Origin of the sequence: Polymorphobacter fuscus, assembly GCF_011927825.1 — a bacterium.
Taxonomy (GTDB): domain Bacteria; phylum Pseudomonadota; class Alphaproteobacteria; order Sphingomonadales; family Sphingomonadaceae; genus Sandarakinorhabdus; species Sandarakinorhabdus fusca.
Map to the genome: position 1 here is coordinate 417679 of NZ_JAATJI010000002.1, position 16333 is coordinate 434011.

A 16333-nucleotide genomic window follows, 5' to 3' on the forward strand; every position below is an offset into this window, starting at 1 on the left:
GCCGTCGCACAACCGACGTTGATCGTGTAAAATAGCAATATATGTTCGTCAAACAGAAAGAAATAGGTGTCTGACAGATATTCACTCCCGCTGTGGAAGGCGCGTGTCTGTCGGTGGGCCGGCATCGCATTCATCCTGGTGGCGGCATTGTGGGGCCTGGCCGCCACCGCGCAGGCCATTGTTCCGGGATGGACCCTGTCCTGCAGCGACGAGCGGGGATGCCGGCAGTCGGCGGATCTCATCCGACTGCTGCCAGCAAGGGAGCAGGTTGCGGTACGGGATCACCCTGCCGCGGAAGCGCACCTTGCCGCCCATGCTGCCCGGCCCGCCGTGCGCATGGGCCTGGCAGCACTCACGCTGCTCGACGAGGGGTTGCTGGTTTTCCTGTTCCTGGCTGTCGGCCTGACGTTGCTCCGGCTTGGCAAACGCGGCGAACATGTGCTGGTGCGCGCCTTGCCATGGTTGAAACGCGGTGCATTCGCGGCGATGCTCTGGGCGGTCGCGCAGCCGCTGACGGATAGCTTGCGGGCCATGCTCCTGTTTCCCGGTACGCCGAGCGGTGCGTCCTGGTTTGTCGGCATCGACCTCACTGTTGCCGGGCCTGCGCTGCTGTTCGCGGTCGCCGCCTATGCGACCACCTGGGCACTGGAGGCGGGCATTTGCGCCGAGCGCGATCTGGCCGATTTCATCTGATGCCGGTCATTGTCAGTCTCGACGTGATGCTCGCCCGGCGCAAGGTCCGTTCCAAGGAACTGGCCGAAGCGATCGGCATCACGGAATCGAACTTGTCGTTGTTAAAGTCGGGAAAGGTGAAGGGGGTCCGCTTTTCCACACTTGCCGCGATCTGTCGTTATCTCGGGTGCCAGCCGGGGGACATTCTCGCCTATGAGCCGTCGGACGACGATCTGCATCCCGACGCCAATGAATAACCGGCCGTCCTCGCCTGTCGCCCTGTCCTACACGAACCAGAAAGGTTAAGAAGTCCGGCCAGATGCTCTTTGAACCGTATGGAACGCGATACGTGCGTCTTGCTCTAGCCTCTTGCGAGGCAGGGGGCGGGGCGGCGGCAGGCCGCTGCTACCCGCCGAAATGCCTCATCTTCCCACGAAAGCGGCATCGTGCACGGCATCGGCCCTCGACAAGCGAGGCACGCCGCCGCCTTTACATTCATAAAATCGATCACAGCGTCAATCAGACATCCGAAAAAGACGCAAATCGGTGTGACTTTCGAGACTTTCGGGCGCGAATATGATCAGGGAATCGATAACAGCCTCGCCAACGCGCATGCCGCGTTCAGCCCCCAGGATCGACCCGCAACGCCGCCGTTTGCCGGCGCCCGTTCGCCAAAAACCCCGCTTGGGCAATTCCCCGCCCGGCGCTATGGTTGCGCTGCAACATGGGCAGGGACGATGAATGCCGCGCACGCGACCGGACGGCAAGAAAACCCAGATCGTCGTTGTCGGCGGTGGGGCAGGGGGGCTGGAGCTTGTCACCAAGCTCGGCGCCAACCTGTCGCGCCAGGATTTCGACATCATCCTTGTTGATCGCAACGCCACCCATATCTGGAAGCCGCTGCTGCACGAGGTCGCGGCCGGGTCGCTCGATGCCAATCTCGACGAGGTCGGCTATCGCGGCCATGCCTTTCGCTGGGGTTACCGCTATTTCGACGGCGCGCTGGAGGATATCGACCGCGCCGCCAAGCAGATCGTCGTCGCGCCGATCATCGATGAGGATGGCAACGAGGTCATCGGGCGGCATCGCATCCGCTATGACTATCTGGTGATGGCGGTCGGGTCGGTGTCGAACGACTTCGGCACGCCGGGCGTGCGGGAGAATACCATCTCGCTCGATACCCGCGCCGATGCCGACCGCTTCCGCCGGCGGCTGCTCAACCAGTGCTTGCGCGTCTCGCGCCAGATGACCGCCGACCCCGACGCCGAATCCTATGCCCGCGTCGCCATCGTCGGCGGCGGCGCCACCGGCGTCGAGCTGGCGGCGGAACTCTATTCGGCGGCCACGGCGCTGGGCTTCTACGGGCTGGAGGTCTTTGATGAAAAGCGCCTGCAGGTGACGCTGATCGAGGCCGGGCCGCGCATCCTGCCGGCGCTGCCCGACAAGCTGGCGGCCTCCGCCACTGCCGAGCTCGAAGCGCTGGGCGTCCGGGTGCTCGCCAACACGCCGGTAACGTCGGCGACACCCGAGGCGATCATCACCAAAAGCGGGGAGGTCATCGGCGCCGACATCATGGTCTGGGCCGCGGGTGTGAAGGGGGCGCCGTTCCTGGCCAACATCGGCGGGCTGGAAACGACGCGCAACAACCAGCTGGTCGTCGGGTCGACGCTGCAGACGACGCTCGACGACTGCATCTTCGCCATCGGCGACTGCGCCTATTATGTGCCGGAGGGGCAGGGCCGGCCGATTCCGCCGCGTGCCCAGGCGGCACACCAGATGGCGACGACGGTCTATCACAACCTGCGCGCCGCCATCGCCGGCAAGCCGATGCGCGACTTCGTCTATCGCGACAAGGGCTCGCTGGTCAGCCTGGCGCGCTACACCACCGTCGGCAGCCTGATGGGCAATCTCGTCGGCGGCCGCATGGCGATCGAGGGCCGGCTGGCGCGGCTGGTCTATACCTCGCTGTACCGCATGCACCTGCTCGCCATCCATGGCTGGGTGAAGGGTTTTTCGCTGCTGCTCGTCGGGCACGTCAACCAGGTCGTCCGCCCCCAGCTGAAGCTGCACTGACGCCTTATTCGTGAAACTCGGCGAGTTCCGGGATGCGGGTGAAGGCGATGCGCGGGCCCTGTGACCGCGACGCGCCCGCGGCATCATGGCCCAGGGTGACGGCATCGCGGCCGAAGCGGGCGTTGACCTTGTCCATGGCGACCGACAGCGCCAGTCGGCGCGCCGCATCGGCGGCGGAAGGGGTGGAGGGGCCATCGAACAGGCCCGGCGCGGAGGCGCCCTGGAACAAATCGTGTTGGACCGCACCGGCGTCGCCGAGCTCGCCAAGGACGATGCTGACCTGGAGATAGCGCTGCGGGCCGAACTCGCCGCGCATGCGATGCCAGAGCGTGTCGAGCCGTTCGAGCAGCGTCACCGTGTCCATGACCTGCGGCAGCCGCAGCCCGGACGACCATTTGGCCGGCTTTTCGCCGAACCGGGCTTCCGCCTTGACCGCCAGGCCGATCCAGCCGGCGGTGCGTTCGGCGCGGCGCAACCGGGTCGCGGCCTTGGCGGCGAGGCGGCGGGCGACCAGCCGCGCCCGGTCGGGGCTGCGCTTGTCGGGGCCGAGCACATGGCTGTGGCCGATGCTGCGCTGCTGCGTCGGCACTTCGGCGACATCGGCGCCCTGCAACAGCCAGTGCATGCGTTCCCCCCAGACGCTGCCCCAGGCCAGGCGCGCCTCGCGCGGGGTCAGCGCCAGCAACCGTTCCATGGTGACGATGCCGGCAGCGGCCAGTCGGCGTTCCATGTTGCGGCCGACGCCCGGGATGTCGGACAGTTTCAGCGTCGCCAGCCGCGCCGCCAGCGTTTCGGGCGGCAGGATGGTCAGGCCGTCGGGCTTCTGCATGTCCGCCGCCATCTTGGCGAGCAGCCGGTTGGGGGCGACTCCGATCGACACCGTCAGGCATTCGCCGACATGGGCGCGGATGCCGGCCTTGATGCGCGCGGCGAGGGCGGTGACGGCGGCCGGTGCATTTTCATTGTCGAGCAGGCGGCAGGCGACCTCGTCGATCGAGCAGACGGCGGTGACGGGGACATGGCGCTCCACCTCGGCGATGATGGCGTGGTGGAAGCGGACATATTCGCCATGGCGGGCCGGGACGACGCGAATGTCGCGGCACAGCGCGCGTGCTTCGTGGATCTTGGTGCCGGTGCGGATGCCGAATTTCTTGGCTTCGTAGCTGGCGGCAATGGCGCTGGTCGAATCGCTGTCGACGGGGGCGACGACGACCGGCTGGCCACGCAGCGACGGGTCAAGCTGTTGCTCGACATGCGCAAAATAGCTGTTGAGGTCGAGATACAGCCAGCGGAGCGATGCCGTCACCATGGCGGGTGCATAGCACGGCAGGAACATTAGGGGAACACGGCAACACCCCTATCGGCACGGCGCGCGAGCCATTAACCCCGGCGGCGTGAACAGCGTGACCAACCGCGGCGTCTTCTGGATGATCCTGTCCTGCACGGCCTTTGCGTCGATGTGGGTGCTGATCCGCTATGCCTCGCGCGAAGTGCACGCCTTCCAGATCGTGTTTTTCCGCTGCGCGATCGGCACGCTGGTGCTGTTGCCGATGATGCTGCGCAACCCAGGGCTGATCCGGCTGTCGCGGCTGACCGCCAATCTGCGCCGCGCTGCGTCGGGGTTCATCGCCACCATGGGCACCTTCTATGCGGTGGCGCACGCGCCGCTGGCGACGGCGTTGAGCATCAACTACACGGCGCCGCTGTTCGCCACGGCGGGCGCCGTGCTGTTCCTGGGCGAAAAGATCCATTTTCGCCGGGTGGCGGCGCTGGCGGCGGGCTTTGCCGGCATGTTGATCGTCGTGCGGCCGGGCGCCCTGCCGCTGACGCCGGGGGTGCTCGCGGCGGTGATCTCGGCCGTCTCGACGGCGTTTTCGATCGTCGCCATCCGCCAGCTGGTGGCGACCGACGACAGCCGGGCGGTGGCGTCCTGGACGTTCATCCTGATGACGCCGCCCAGCTTTATCGCGGCGCTGTTCGTCTGGCGCTGGCCGCCGGCCGATGTCTGGCCGCTGCTGGTCGCTATCGGCTGCGCGGCGGCGGTGGGGCAGCTGGCGATGAACAAGGCCTTTTCGCTCGCCGAAGCCTCGGCGGTGCTGCCCTATGACTTCGTTCGCTTCGGGCTGGTGACGCTGGCCGGCATCGCGCTGTTCGGCGAACGGGTCGACCAGATGACTATCCTCGGCGGCGTCGTCATTTTCGGCGCCACGGTCTATCTGGCGGTGCGCGAACGCCAGGTGGCGCGGGCGTTGCTGGCGGCGTCGGTGCCCGAACGGCCGGATTGACCCATCTGTTTTGAAGGTTGCCGCTTGCGGAAACCCTTCCCATAGAGAGGCCGAATTCTTTGGGAGAGCGATGATGGAACTTGCAGGTTTGTCGGCCGTGGTCACCGGCGGCGCATCGGGGCTGGGCGAAGCGACGGCGCGCGCGCTCGCGGCACAGGGCGTCAAGGTCGCCATCTTCGACATGAACGCCGAAAAGGGCGAAGCCGTCGCCGCGGACATCGGCGGTGTGTTCTGCAACGTCAACGTCACCAGCGACGAATCGGTCGATGCGGGCTTTGCCAAGGCACGCGCCGCGATCGGCCAGGAACGCATTTTGATCAACTGCGCCGGCACCGGCAACGCCGCCAAGACCGCCAGCCGCAGCCGCGAAACGGGGGAAATCAAGCATTTCCCGCTCGACGCCTTCAACATGATCATCCAGATCAACCTCGTCGGCACCTTCCGCTGCGTCGCCAAGTCGGCGGCGGGGATGCTGACCCTGCCGGCACTGGCGGACGGCGAGCGCGGCGCGATCGTCAATACGGCGTCGGTGGCGGCCGAAGACGGCCAGATGGGCCAGGCCGCCTATTCGGCGTCGAAGGGCGGCGTCGTAGGCATGACCCTGCCGATCGCGCGCGACCTGATGAGCGAAGGCATCCGCGTCAACACCATCCTGCCCGGCATCTTCAACACGCCGCTGATGAACGGCGCGCCGCAGAATGTGAAAGACGCGCTCGCCGCCTCGGTGCCGTTCCCGAAGCGGCTCGGCAACCCCAGCGAATATGCGTCGCTGGCAGTGGAGATGTGCCGCAATTCCTATTTCAACGGCGAGGATGTGCGGATCGACGGCGCCATCCGGATGGCGCCCCGCTGAGTCGCAGCGCCGCGCGCGCGTAGCGAAGCGCTACGCGCCGACAGGCGCAAGACCGGCCGGCGGGGCGGCGGGGCCTTCCCCGCCGAACCCGTCCGACGCCAGCATGGGCTTTGCCCATGCGCCCTTTCAATCGGCCATGAGCTTTGCCCATGCCCCTCGACCTCAACCCTCACCCATCGATCGCTTTCGCCAGCGCAAAGTCCCGCGCCGAAAGCCCGCCGGCGTCGTGCGTCGTCAGCCGGACATCGACCTTGTTGTAGACATTCGACCATTCCGGATGATGGTCGGCCTTTTCCGCCAGCAGCGCGACGCGCGACATGAAGGCAAAGGCTGTGACGAAATCGGCGAAGCGATACTGCCGCTCGATCCCGTCGCCGTTCCGGGTCCAGCCCGGCACATCGGGCAGCGCGGCGGTGATTTCGGCGTCGTTCAGTCTGGCGATCATTTTGGGGCCTCGTATCGGACAATCGCGTGCGGTATCAGCCGGCGATGACCAGCCGTCAAACGCTCAGCCCGACTCTTGCCGACATCGAGGCGCTGGCGCAGGCCGCGGTGGAGCGCCTGCCGCCGCTGTTCCGCGACCATCTCGGCCATGTCCTGCTGCGCGTCGAGGATTTCCCCGATGCCGAGGTGATGGCCGAGATGGGGCTGGAGAGCGAATGGGAGATCCTGGGGCTGTACCAGGGCCGCCATGTCGGGATGAAGGGCGACGAGCCATCGGGTGTGCTGCCCGACATGATCTTCCTGTATCGCCGGCCGTTGCTCGATGAATGGTGCGAGGGCGAGGACAGCCTGGAAGCAATCGTCACCCATGTGCTTGTCCATGAGGTCGGCCATCATTTCGGGCTGAGCGATGACGCCATGGAAGCGATCGAGGCCGCAACGAATTGACGCGCGCCGCCCAGGTGCAATAGCGTTGAAATGCTGCAAGGCAGTTTTCGTCGCGGGGGCGCGGCCGTCGGGGGGCCATCGCATGGCAAAGCCATTTCGGGACTATCACAACCAGTTGCTGGCCGCGATCGGCACGCCCGGCGACTATAATCCGGCATGGGGCGACGTGGCACGCGGGGTCGCCGACCTGGTGACGATGCAGGGCTTCGACGCGCGGCGGGTCGGGATTCCGGCCGCGATCCGCACCCGCATGGTAACACCGCGCGGCGAAAAGCGCCGCACCGAGGCAGCGATGCTGCGCGCCGCCGCCCAGGCGCCGGAGGGCGCGACCGGGCCGGCGGCGACCGCCGGTGCCGCGCGCGCGCTGGCGCTGAAAACGGTGCGGCACCTCTACATGCAGCAGTCGTTCGGCAAGCAGAAGGTGTGGATATTGTCGCTGCCGGAATCGCTGCGGGCGTTTCCGGTCGAATTCGCCAACAGTTCCGCCGACACCGTCGACAAGGTGCTCGACAGCGGCGGGGAACGCTTTTCGGCCAAGGCGATCAGCGACCTGGGGGAGGCGTGCCAACTGGCGCTGGCCTGGGTCGGCCGGGCGATGATCGTCGCCGGGGCGCCGCTGCTGCCCGAACATCGCAAGCTGTTCCACCGCTGGTTCGTGCCCGCCGGCACGCCGGACGAGGCCACCAAGATCACCGACCATGCCGCACGGCTGCTGCCGCAGCTGCAGCGCATCGCCGCCGGGTTGAAGACCGGCCAGGTGATCCTGACCGATTCGCCGCACGAACGCGGCACGGCGAGCGGGCTGGAGCATGCCGAAGGCTTTGGCTATTTCAACGACCTGATCGCGATCCATATCGAAAAGGGTTTTTTCAGCACCGCCAACACCTTGAGCGGCAAGACCAACTGGGCGCGGGTGCTGGTCCATGAACTCAGCCATCTTTATGCCCGCACCGTCGACCATGCCTATTCCTGGCAGGGGCTGCTGCCGCGCGACGACGATGCCCTGACCCATGCCAATGGCGCCCATGTGCGCCGCGACCCGAAATTTCCGGCGGTGCGCACCCTGACGCTGGAGCAGTGCCGCACCAATGCCGACAGCTGGGCGTTCTTCGTCGCCGATGCCGCCGGGGCGTTGACGGCGGGTGATCGCATGCAGGCGCTCGGCGCGCGCTTGTATGACAGCATCGGTGAGCGCATGGACCCGGCAACGGCGGTGGCATTGCGATCGCGTGCGGCGTGAACAGCGGCGGGCGACCGCGCTGGCACGGTATCGCGCGATCCTGCCTCGCCGGTATCGCGATTGCCGCCTGCCAGGCGGCGAAGGATGACAGCGCCATGACCACCTCGTCCGATCGCGATTCCCCGGCGGCCGTTGTCAGCCGGTTGCCACCGGCACGGGTCGCGCCGGTGACCATCGGCGCCACCACCTATCGCCAGGTCGTCGGATCGACGACTCCGGAACCCGGGCAATTGGGCGGCATGCTGGGCGCTTTCGCCAGCGATGGCGCGCCTCTGTGGCGGCTGAAGATCTATGACAACCGGCGCCAGGGCGACCTGGAGGGCGATGTCCAGGACGTCTATTTCCGGTCGATGCGCGCCGATGATGCCGGCGGGCTGGTCATCGAGAACGAGGATGGCGCGCGGTTTCGCGTCGATGTGACGGCACGGACGGTGACGCCGCTACCGGCCGGGGCAAGCGGTGCGGCGGCGGATGCGGGCCTGCGACCCGACTGACGGTCACCGCACCGTCAACCGGGCGCGGTCGAAGACATGGCGGCCATCGGTGAGCGCGATGACATGGACACCCGGAACCGGGGCCCACAGTGCAGTCGCCGTGCCGCCATCGTGGCGCGTCGCCAGCGGCCGGCCGTCGATGGTCAACGACAAAGCGGCAGGGCCGGTGCGGGCGCGGATGGTGACGCGCTGGCGCGCCGGCGGAATATCGGGATCGAGCGCGACGACGCTGCCATCGGCGGGCGCCAGCAGGCGCGGCCGCGCGGCGGCGGGATCGGTGGCGGTGAAACGCGCCATTTCGGTGCCGGCGAGGAACAGCTCGTCGCGCGGCGGTTCGATGGCGGGGACGAAGCTGACCCGCTGGCGAACGATGCCGGGGGGCAGGCGAAACGCGCCGCCGGGGCGGGCGGCATGGAGGCCCTGCAGGATCGCCGCCCAGGCCGGGGCGGCGCCGCTGGTGCCCGACACGCCGACCATCGGATCGCCTTCGAAATTGCCGACCCAGACGCCGACGGTGAAACGGTCCGAAAAGCCGATGCACCAATTGTCGCGCAGCGCCTTCGACGTGCCGGTCTTGACCGCGGCGGGGAAGGGCAGGACGAGGCCATTGTCCTCCCCGAACGTGGCGGTGCGGGCGGCCGGGTCCGACAGGATATCGCGGATGATCGCGGCGGCGCCGGCGTCGATTGCCTGGCGGTCGGCGGCCGGGGCGCCGGGGGTGATGCGGAGCAGCGACCAGCGGCCACCGCGAGCCAGCGCACGGAACGCGGCGGCCTGTTCGACAAGGCTGACTTCGGCCGAGCCCAGCGCCAGCGAAAAGCCGTAGTAATCGCCGTCGCGGGTGATGCCGGCATAGCCGATGTCGAACAGCCGCTCGCGAAAGCCGTCGACGCCGACGAGCAGCAAGGTGCGGACGGCAGGGACGTTGAGGCTGTTGCCCAGAGCCGAGCGGACGCTGACGGGTCCGCGAAACTGGCGGTCGTAGTTCTGCGGGACGTACAGCCCCGAGGCGGTATCGAGATCGACGGGCGAATCGTCGAGCACCGAGGCGGCGGTGAGCAGGCGGCGTTCGAGGGCGAGGGCGTAAAGTTGCGGCTTCAGCGTCGATCCGGCCTGGCGCTGGGCAGTGACGCCATCGACGCTGGCCGCGGTTGACGCGGGGCCAGCGGAGCCGACCCAGGCGAGGATGTCGCCGCTGGCATTGTCGACGACGATCGCGGCGCCGTCGCGCGCGCCGCGGGCGCTGAGCGCCGCCATCTGGCGGGTGAGGGCGGCGGTGGCAAGGCGCTGGACGTCGGCATCGATGGTGGTGGCGACATCGCCGCGCGTGCCGGGGACAAGCAGCCGGTTGGCGAGCTGCGGCGCCAGGTCGGGGGCGGCGATGGGCGCGCGCGGGCCGAGCAGGCGATCGGCGGTGAGGGCGATGCGCGCGCACGCCAGGTCCGGCGCGGTGCGGCAGGCGCGGGCCGTCACGGTGGCGGGCGGCGCCTGGGGGGAGCGGGCGAGCGCGGTGAGGACGGCTGCCTCGGCGGCGTCGATGGCCGCGGGGGCGTGGCCGGCAAGGCCCCGCGCCGCGGCGTCGATGCCGACAAGGTCGCCGCGAAAGGGCAGAAGGTTGAGCCAGGCTTCGAGGATCTGGTCCTTGGTCCAGCGGCGTTCGAGGGCGACCGCGGCGCGGCCCTGCATGATCTTCTGCCGCCAGCTGCGGGTGCCGGCGCTGCCGAGCGTCGGGTCGAGCAGCGCCGTAAGCTGCATGGTGATGGTGCTGGCGCCGCGGTTGGCGCGGCCTTCGGCGCGATCGCGAACGCTGGCGGCGACGGCGCGCCAGTCGATGCCGGCGTGTTCGGCAAAGCGCCGGTCTTCGGCGGCGACGATGCGGTTGCGCAGCGCCGGGCTGATGTCGGCGAGCGGCACCCAGGCGAGGCGGCGCTGGTTGGGGTCGGTGCGGCGGACGGCGAGGACACGGCCGTCGCGGGCGAGCAGCCGCGCCTCGCTGGTGGCGCTGGCGCTGCGGGCACCGGCGAAATCCGGCGGGGCGAGCGGCGTGGTGGCGATGAGGAGGATGAGGGTGGCAGCGACGAGGACGAGAAGCAGGCAGGCGGTTCTGGTCATCTAGCGGGGGGCGACGGTAAGCGGCGCATTGGGCAGCAGCGCGAGCATTTCGGGGCTGTAGAGCGCTTCGACGCGCGTCGGCGGCATCCGGAAGCGGCCGGTGCTGCCGAGGCGCACGGTGTAGCTGTAGCTGACCGGCGCGCGGCCGAGCGCGGCATAATGGGCGTGAACGGCATCGCCGCGCCGCTCGACGAAGCTGGGGCTGGTGCCGGTGCTGGCGTCCTCGCCGAGCATCTGCGACCGGCCGCCCATCGACCCGCCGAGGATGGTCGCGCCGGCGGGGACGGGATCGTTGATCACCACCCATTCGACCGGCGCGCGGGGCGTGACGGTGACGGTGACACGGACGACATCACCGCGGGTCCAGCGACCGGGGGTGGCCTGTGACACGGCGGCGATGCTCCGGCTGGCCGAAAAGCCGCTGGTGAACGCCGTCGTCAGCGGCACCGCGGCGCGGGCGGTGACGATCACCCAGGGTTCGCCGCTGCCCTGGTGGGTGACGGTCAGCGGCGTCTGGGCGGCGGGCCAGGGCAGCGTCTGCGGCGGTGGCGGCGCCGTCCAGACGAAATCGCGGCTGGCGGTGCCAATGCGGACGCTGGTGGTGCCGGTGACGGGGGCCGCCTCGAACCGCCGGGTGAAGTCGCGCATCGCCAATGTGCCGCGGGCGTTGGCGATCGTGGTGTCCCAATGGCCCTGGCGCTGGCGCAGCATCAATGCGCGGGCCAGCAGCGGCACGTCGGCGCGCCAGCCAGGCCGCGGCACGGCAAAGCCCACAAGGCGCGCGGCAGTGGCATCGGCCGAGGTCAGCAGTCCGGCTCTGTCGTCCTGCCGCAGGCGCAGCGTCGTGCCCTGGCGGTCGAGCCGGCTGCGCAGCACCGCTTCCGCCCGGGCGCCGGCGGTGCGCGCGGCGGGGGTGGCGACGCGGTCGGTGATGGTGAGGAAGTCGATGATCGTCGCCGTCGGCCAATTGTCCGGCGCGACGGTGATGGTGTCGACCAGCGCCGGCGGCAGCGCGCCGGCGGTCGCCAGCGCGGCAAGCGCCGCCATCCGCGTCGGAATGTCGAGCGTGCCGCCGGTCTGGCCACCGACACTTGTGGTCAGCCCGGCGATCAGGCGATTGCGCGGCGCGGCGGGCAGCGGCCAGCCACTGGCGGCGGACAGATCGAGGATATAGGCGCTGAGCCCGACATCGCCGCGCAGCCATTCGCCGGGGAAAAAGCGCGCCAACCCGTCGCTGTCGAGATAGCCGGCAAGCGCTTGCGCGGCACTCTCCCATCCGGCGCGATCGCCGGTGGCGACGGCGCGCGACAGCCGTTGTTCGATACAGTCATAGGGGTAGGCGGCCATATAGCGGCGCACGCCGGGCAGGTCGCCACCCAGGCTGCGGCTGACGGCGATGTCGATGCCGCCGCGTCCGGGCAGTGCACCAGCGGGCGCGGCGACGGGGACGGCAGCGCCGCCCGGCTGCATCAGGCTGGCCTGAAGGACCTGGTCGGGAACGGCGGGCAGCACCGTCTGGGTCACGCGGACCGCGTCATGGGCGGAGGCGGATCGGGCGTCGATGGCCCAGACCACCGGGCCCTTCACGGGCGCGACGATGCGCCAGGCGACATTGGCGGCGCCGCCGGCGGGAATGTCGCGGTCCTGGGGTGGCAGGGTGATGGCGCCGGCGGTGCCGGTCAGGCGGACGCGCATTGGCGCCGCGGTCGCGTTGCGGGCGAGGGCGGTGGCGACATAATCATCGCCGTCGCGGACCAGCGGCGGGATGCCAGGCAGGATCTGCAGGTCCTGCGTCGTGCGAATGGTCGTGCTGCCGGTGCCGAACAGGTCCGCGCCGCCGGTGGCGATGGCAACGAGGCGGAAGCCCGACAGCGAACCGTTGAGGCGGAACGGAACAGTGGCGCGGCCCTGCGCATCGATCGGCACGACGGCCTGCCACAGCAGCACCGGGTTGAAATCGCGCCGCGACAGGCCGGCCATGTCGCCACCGCCGCCGCCGGCAGCGACGGCCTTGCGGCCGTAATGGCGCTTGCCGACAACCTGCGTCTGCGCCGTCGCCATGACGACCGCGAGCGGGCGCGGCGCCATCATCGCGGTCAGCACGTCCCAGCTGTCGTTGGGGCGCAATTGCAGCAGCGCCTCGTCGATGGCGGCGAAGGTGATCGCACTGTCTTTCGGCAGGGTGCGTCCGGCCGGCGGGGTGACGGTGACGGTCGCCGTCGCCGCGCTGCGGACATTATAGGCCGGCTTGTCGCTGGCGACCGTGACCGCCAGCCGGTGTGCATCCCAGCCGACCTGAAGCGTAGCGATGCCGAGGCGATAGCTCGGCTTGGCAAGGTCGACCAGCGACGTCGGTGACGCGGCCTCGCGGCTCAGCCAGGGCAGGTTCCAGCGGCGGGCGAGATCCGCCAGCCACAGCCGCCAGCCGGCGACGCGGCCGCGCACCGCCAGCACCGAGACATGGACATTCGGCGCATAGCCGGGCTGCATCTTCACTTCGACAACCGGGTTCGATCCCGACAGCGTCGTGACGAAACTGTCGATCACCCCGTCGCGCAGCACGCTGACGAGCGCCGTCGCCTCGCGGAACGGCATGCGCACCTGCAACCGGGCGGTGCCGCCGGCGGCGATGCTGCGCGCCTCGGGCACCACGTCCATGCGGTCGCCATTGTCACCGCCGAACCACCAGTCGTCGCTGCCCGCCAGCCACACCGATGTGGTGGCGCGCGCGATGTGCCCGGCATCGTCGCGCGTCTCGGCGGCGGCAACGACTTCTCCCGACACGCCCGCGTCGAGGGTGCACGCGACCAGGCCCAGCGCGTCGCTGCTGCCCGAACAGCGCGCATCCAGTGCCTTGGTCTCGCGGCTGTTGTCATAGCTGTAGAAGCCGCCGATCAGCCGCTTGCGATAGCTGTAGGTCTCGCGGCTGAACAGCTGGACGCTGACCTTGCGGCCGGCAACAGGCTTGCCGTCCAGATCGAGGACGACGAGCTTCAGCCGCAGGTCGTTGGCCTTGGCCATCCAGCCATCGGTGCGGATGCCGACGCGCAGGCCGGCGGGTTCGAGCGCGACCCTTGTGCCGGTGGTGGCGACTTCGCCATTGGCGTCGTCATAATCCATTTCGGCGATCAATTGCGACGGGGTGGTGATGGCACCGAGATCGCCGACGACGACGCGCGCCACGCCATTGGCCGCCAGCGTGACGGGTTCGACGCGGGCGCGCAACGGGGCCGCGGCAGCAGCGTCCGCGTCGCCGCCGATCGGCACGATTCCGGGCGTCAACACCTCGGCGGCGAAGGTCCAGTCGTCATAACCGGGGACGGTGACGGTGCGCGGCGCGACGCTGGTGCGCAGCTTCACCGGCGCATGGGCGACGCCGCCGCCCGACAAATAGGTCAGCGCCAGGTCGAGCGGCACGGTTGCCGGGGCCACCTGCTTGCCGGCCGGCCCGGACACGCGGGCGCGGATGGTCGGCAGGCGAAAATCCTCGATCGAAAACCGCCCGGCGGTGATCGGCTCGCCCGGCGCCTCGCGCCCCGCCACTGTCGCCGTGCCGGGCAGTTCGACGGCATAATCGCCCAGCGGTGCGCTGGCCGGCGCCGTCCAGGTCGCGGCGCCGCTGGCGGCCATCGGCGTGGTGAAGGTGGCATCCGACCCCAAATGGCGCAGCGTCAGCACCGCGGCCCGGGCCGGCACCGGCGCGAAGCCCGCATCGACACGTTGCCTGGCGATCAGCTTCATGTTGATGGTTTCGCCGGCGCGCAGCAGCGTGCGGTCGAAGACGGCGTGGACGGCGAGCCGGTCGAAGCCCCAGCCCTGGGGAATGTTGAAGTCGCCGGCCTGAATGCCGTTGCCCCAGGTCGACAGGGTGAAGCTCATGTCGTCGGCGGTGCGGGCGCTGACCAGCAGCGCATGGTCGGTGCCGTATGTGCAGCTGCCATAGCTGACGGGCGGGGGCAGCACGTCACCGATCGGCGCGCGGCCCTGCGCGTCGCTGCGGCCCTGCCACAGCGTTTTTCCGGTGCAGCTGTCGGTTATGGCGATGGCGGCGTTGGCGACAGGGGCGGCGTTGCTGAGACGCGTCACCCAGGCCAGGCTGCGGCCGCGACCCCATTGGAAATGCACCGCCATGTCGGTGACCAGCGCGCCGGTGGCGACATAGCGGGTCTTGCCCGGCCCGAGCAGCGCCGCGCCGAGGACGGGCGACGCCAGTTCGATGACATGGAAGCCGCGTGTCGCGATCGGGATGCCGACAACTTCGAAGGCGCGCGGGTCCTTGTCGCGCGGGATGGCAAAGGCGCGCGCCCGGGCGGCGGCGGGGATCAACGGGGTGCTGCGGGTGGTTTCGACCGAGCGCTTGTTGCCGCTGCCGGCGACGGGGACCTGGATGAAGGTGCGATTTTCCGAATCGGCAAGGCGTTGCAGCCAGGCGGCGATGGCAGCATCGCCCGTCAGCGTCATGTCGCGGCCGCCGATGGCGCGCGCCGGAAGCGGGTTTTCGACACCGCGCAGGGTGACCGGCAGGACGCCTCCCTCGGCGGCCTCCAAGATGCCGAAGGTCGCGGCGAACTTCGCCAGGGGCGGGAAATCGCCGGTGCGGATGGCGAGCGGGAAACGCGCGGCGTTGGCCAGCGGGCGGCCGGCGTCATCGACAAGATCGGCGGGCAATTCGATGCGATAATCGCTGCCTTCGGCGAACGGGCCCTTGAAGATGACCGCATCGAGCGTGGTCGTGCGCGCCGTCGGCGCCAGCGGCGCGAGGCTGCGGCCGTCGGGGCCGACCAGCCGCGCGGCAAGTGCCGTGGCGGTCGGCACCTCCCCCCGGAAGGCGAGGCGCATCGGTTCGAGCGGCGAACAGGCGGCCGCCGCGTTGACCCGCGAACATTCGAACGCTGCGGTGAAGGCCGCGCGCACCTTGAAATCCAGCCGCCTGGCGACGCCGGCCGCCAGGCCATTGGCGGTGACGACGTCCTTGCCCCAGCTGATCGTCAGCCGGCCGCCCGCGGGCAGGGCGCGGCGGCATTTTGCAGCGACGACCGTGCCGCGCGGCGGCATCGGGTCATCGCCATATTCGGCCTTGCGCAGGCCCGCGGCAACGAGCAGCTGGCGGACCTGCCAATCCTGCCCAGCGCCGTTGAGGATGGTGTCGCGCGTCGCATCGGGCAGGATGTCGAGCGGCACCGCCTCCCCGACGCCATCGATCAGGCAGGCGGCATGCGCCGCGACGCTTGCGGATGTGGGCGGGGCGTTGAGCGCGAGCAGGAAGACCTGGTCTTCGGCGATCAGTCCGCCATCGGGCGAGGGGGTGGCGGCGCGGATCGTCGGCCCGCCGGTCGAAAAGCCGAACTGCCGATCGCCACCGACGAGCGCACCGGCGGCGTCGCGCAGCCCGGGCTTGAGGTCGAAATTGCACCGCTGGCCGCCAGCGAGGGCACGCGGGAAATCGACCACCCAGCTCTGGCTGTCGGCCCAGCGCGCAGTGGCGCCGGCAAGGCAGTTGCCGGTGGCGGGCGCCGGCGCGCGCGGGTCCCCCAATGCCACCATCGGTGTCGAAAAATGCAGTGTCGCCTGCTCCGGGCCTTCGACATTGCCGGCGGGGGTGATGCGATCGACCCGGGGCAGCGGCGCGCTGACGGCGGCAACGCCCAGGGCCGCACCGGCCATCGCCAGCGCTGCTGCCACCAGCCAGCCGGGACGGGGTTGCCTCATGTGC

At 69.6% G+C, this 16333-nt stretch carries 12 protein-coding genes; 8 read left to right on the forward strand and 4 right to left on the reverse strand.

What is annotated here, in order from left to right; translation table 11 throughout:
• Positions 1-66 precede the first annotated feature (66 nt).
• From GGQ62_RS15290 to GGQ62_RS15300, 3 genes are all read left to right on the forward strand, one after another.
• On the forward strand, positions 67-693 hold the full coding sequence (locus GGQ62_RS15290) for a hypothetical protein (protein ID WP_152577894.1): 627 nt from the start codon (positions 67-69) through the stop codon (positions 691-693).
• The gene (locus GGQ62_RS15295) at positions 693-929 is read left to right on the forward strand and encodes a helix-turn-helix domain-containing protein (protein WP_152577893.1); all 237 of its coding nucleotides are present in this window, start codon (positions 693-695) and stop codon (positions 927-929) included. Before GGQ62_RS15290 ends, GGQ62_RS15295 begins: the two co-directional genes overlap by 1 nt.
• 484 nt (positions 930-1413) lie before the next feature.
• Positions 1414-2745: an NAD(P)/FAD-dependent oxidoreductase gene (locus GGQ62_RS15300; RefSeq protein WP_152577892.1), complete on the forward strand. Its 1332-nt coding sequence runs from the start codon at positions 1414-1416 to the stop codon at positions 2743-2745.
• Positions 2746-2749: 4 nt separating this feature from the next.
• Here the strand turns inward: GGQ62_RS15300 and GGQ62_RS15305 are convergent, their stop codons facing one another.
• On the reverse strand, positions 2750-4081 hold the full coding sequence (locus GGQ62_RS15305; RefSeq protein ID WP_243446148.1) for a Y-family DNA polymerase: 1332 nt from the start codon (positions 4079-4081) through the stop codon (positions 2750-2752).
• A gap of 58 nt (positions 4082-4139) precedes the next feature.
• Between GGQ62_RS15305 and GGQ62_RS16720 the strand changes: the two genes are divergently transcribed.
• Positions 4140-5030 carry a DMT family transporter gene (locus tag GGQ62_RS16720; RefSeq protein WP_152577891.1) on the forward strand — a complete coding sequence of 297 codons (891 nt, stop codon included), beginning with the start codon at positions 4140-4142 and terminating at the stop codon, positions 5028-5030.
• A 73-nt stretch (positions 5031-5103) separates the two neighbouring features.
• Entirely contained in the window at positions 5104-5883 is a 780-nt protein-coding gene (locus GGQ62_RS15315) for an SDR family NAD(P)-dependent oxidoreductase (RefSeq protein ID WP_152578256.1), read from the forward strand.
• Between the two features lie 169 nt (positions 5884-6052).
• On the opposite strand, the gene GGQ62_RS15320 is transcribed toward GGQ62_RS15315, so the two are convergent.
• Positions 6053-6328 carry a 4a-hydroxytetrahydrobiopterin dehydratase gene (locus GGQ62_RS15320; RefSeq protein ID WP_152577890.1) on the reverse strand — a complete coding sequence of 92 codons (276 nt, stop codon included), beginning with the start codon at positions 6326-6328 and terminating at the stop codon, positions 6053-6055.
• Positions 6329-6372: 44 nt separating this feature from the next.
• On the opposite strand from GGQ62_RS15320, the gene GGQ62_RS15325 reads away from it, so the two are divergent.
• The 3 genes from GGQ62_RS15325 to GGQ62_RS15335 all read left to right on the forward strand — a co-directional run bounded on the left by GGQ62_RS15325 (position 6373) and on the right by GGQ62_RS15335 (position 8508).
• Entirely contained in the window at positions 6373-6774 is a 402-nt protein-coding gene (locus GGQ62_RS15325; protein ID WP_152577889.1) for a metallopeptidase family protein, read from the forward strand.
• Between the two features lie 82 nt (positions 6775-6856).
• On the forward strand, positions 6857-8014 hold the full coding sequence (locus tag GGQ62_RS15330) for a M35 family metallo-endopeptidase (RefSeq protein ID WP_167649699.1): 1158 nt from the start codon (positions 6857-6859) through the stop codon (positions 8012-8014).
• A gap of 95 nt (positions 8015-8109) precedes the next feature.
• The gene (locus GGQ62_RS15335; RefSeq protein WP_152577887.1) at positions 8110-8508 is read left to right on the forward strand and encodes a hypothetical protein; all 399 of its coding nucleotides are present in this window, start codon (positions 8110-8112) and stop codon (positions 8506-8508) included.
• 3 nt (positions 8509-8511) lie between these two features.
• Here GGQ62_RS15335 and pbpC read toward each other — a convergent pair whose 3' ends face one another.
• Positions 8512-10620, reverse strand: a complete 2109-nt coding sequence (pbpC, locus tag GGQ62_RS15340) for a penicillin-binding protein 1C (protein ID WP_152577886.1) — start codon at positions 10618-10620, stop codon at positions 8512-8514.
• Positions 10621-16329, reverse strand: a complete 5709-nt coding sequence (locus tag GGQ62_RS15345; protein ID WP_152577885.1) for an alpha-2-macroglobulin family protein — start codon at positions 16327-16329, stop codon at positions 10621-10623.
• Positions 16330-16333 lie beyond the last annotated feature (4 nt).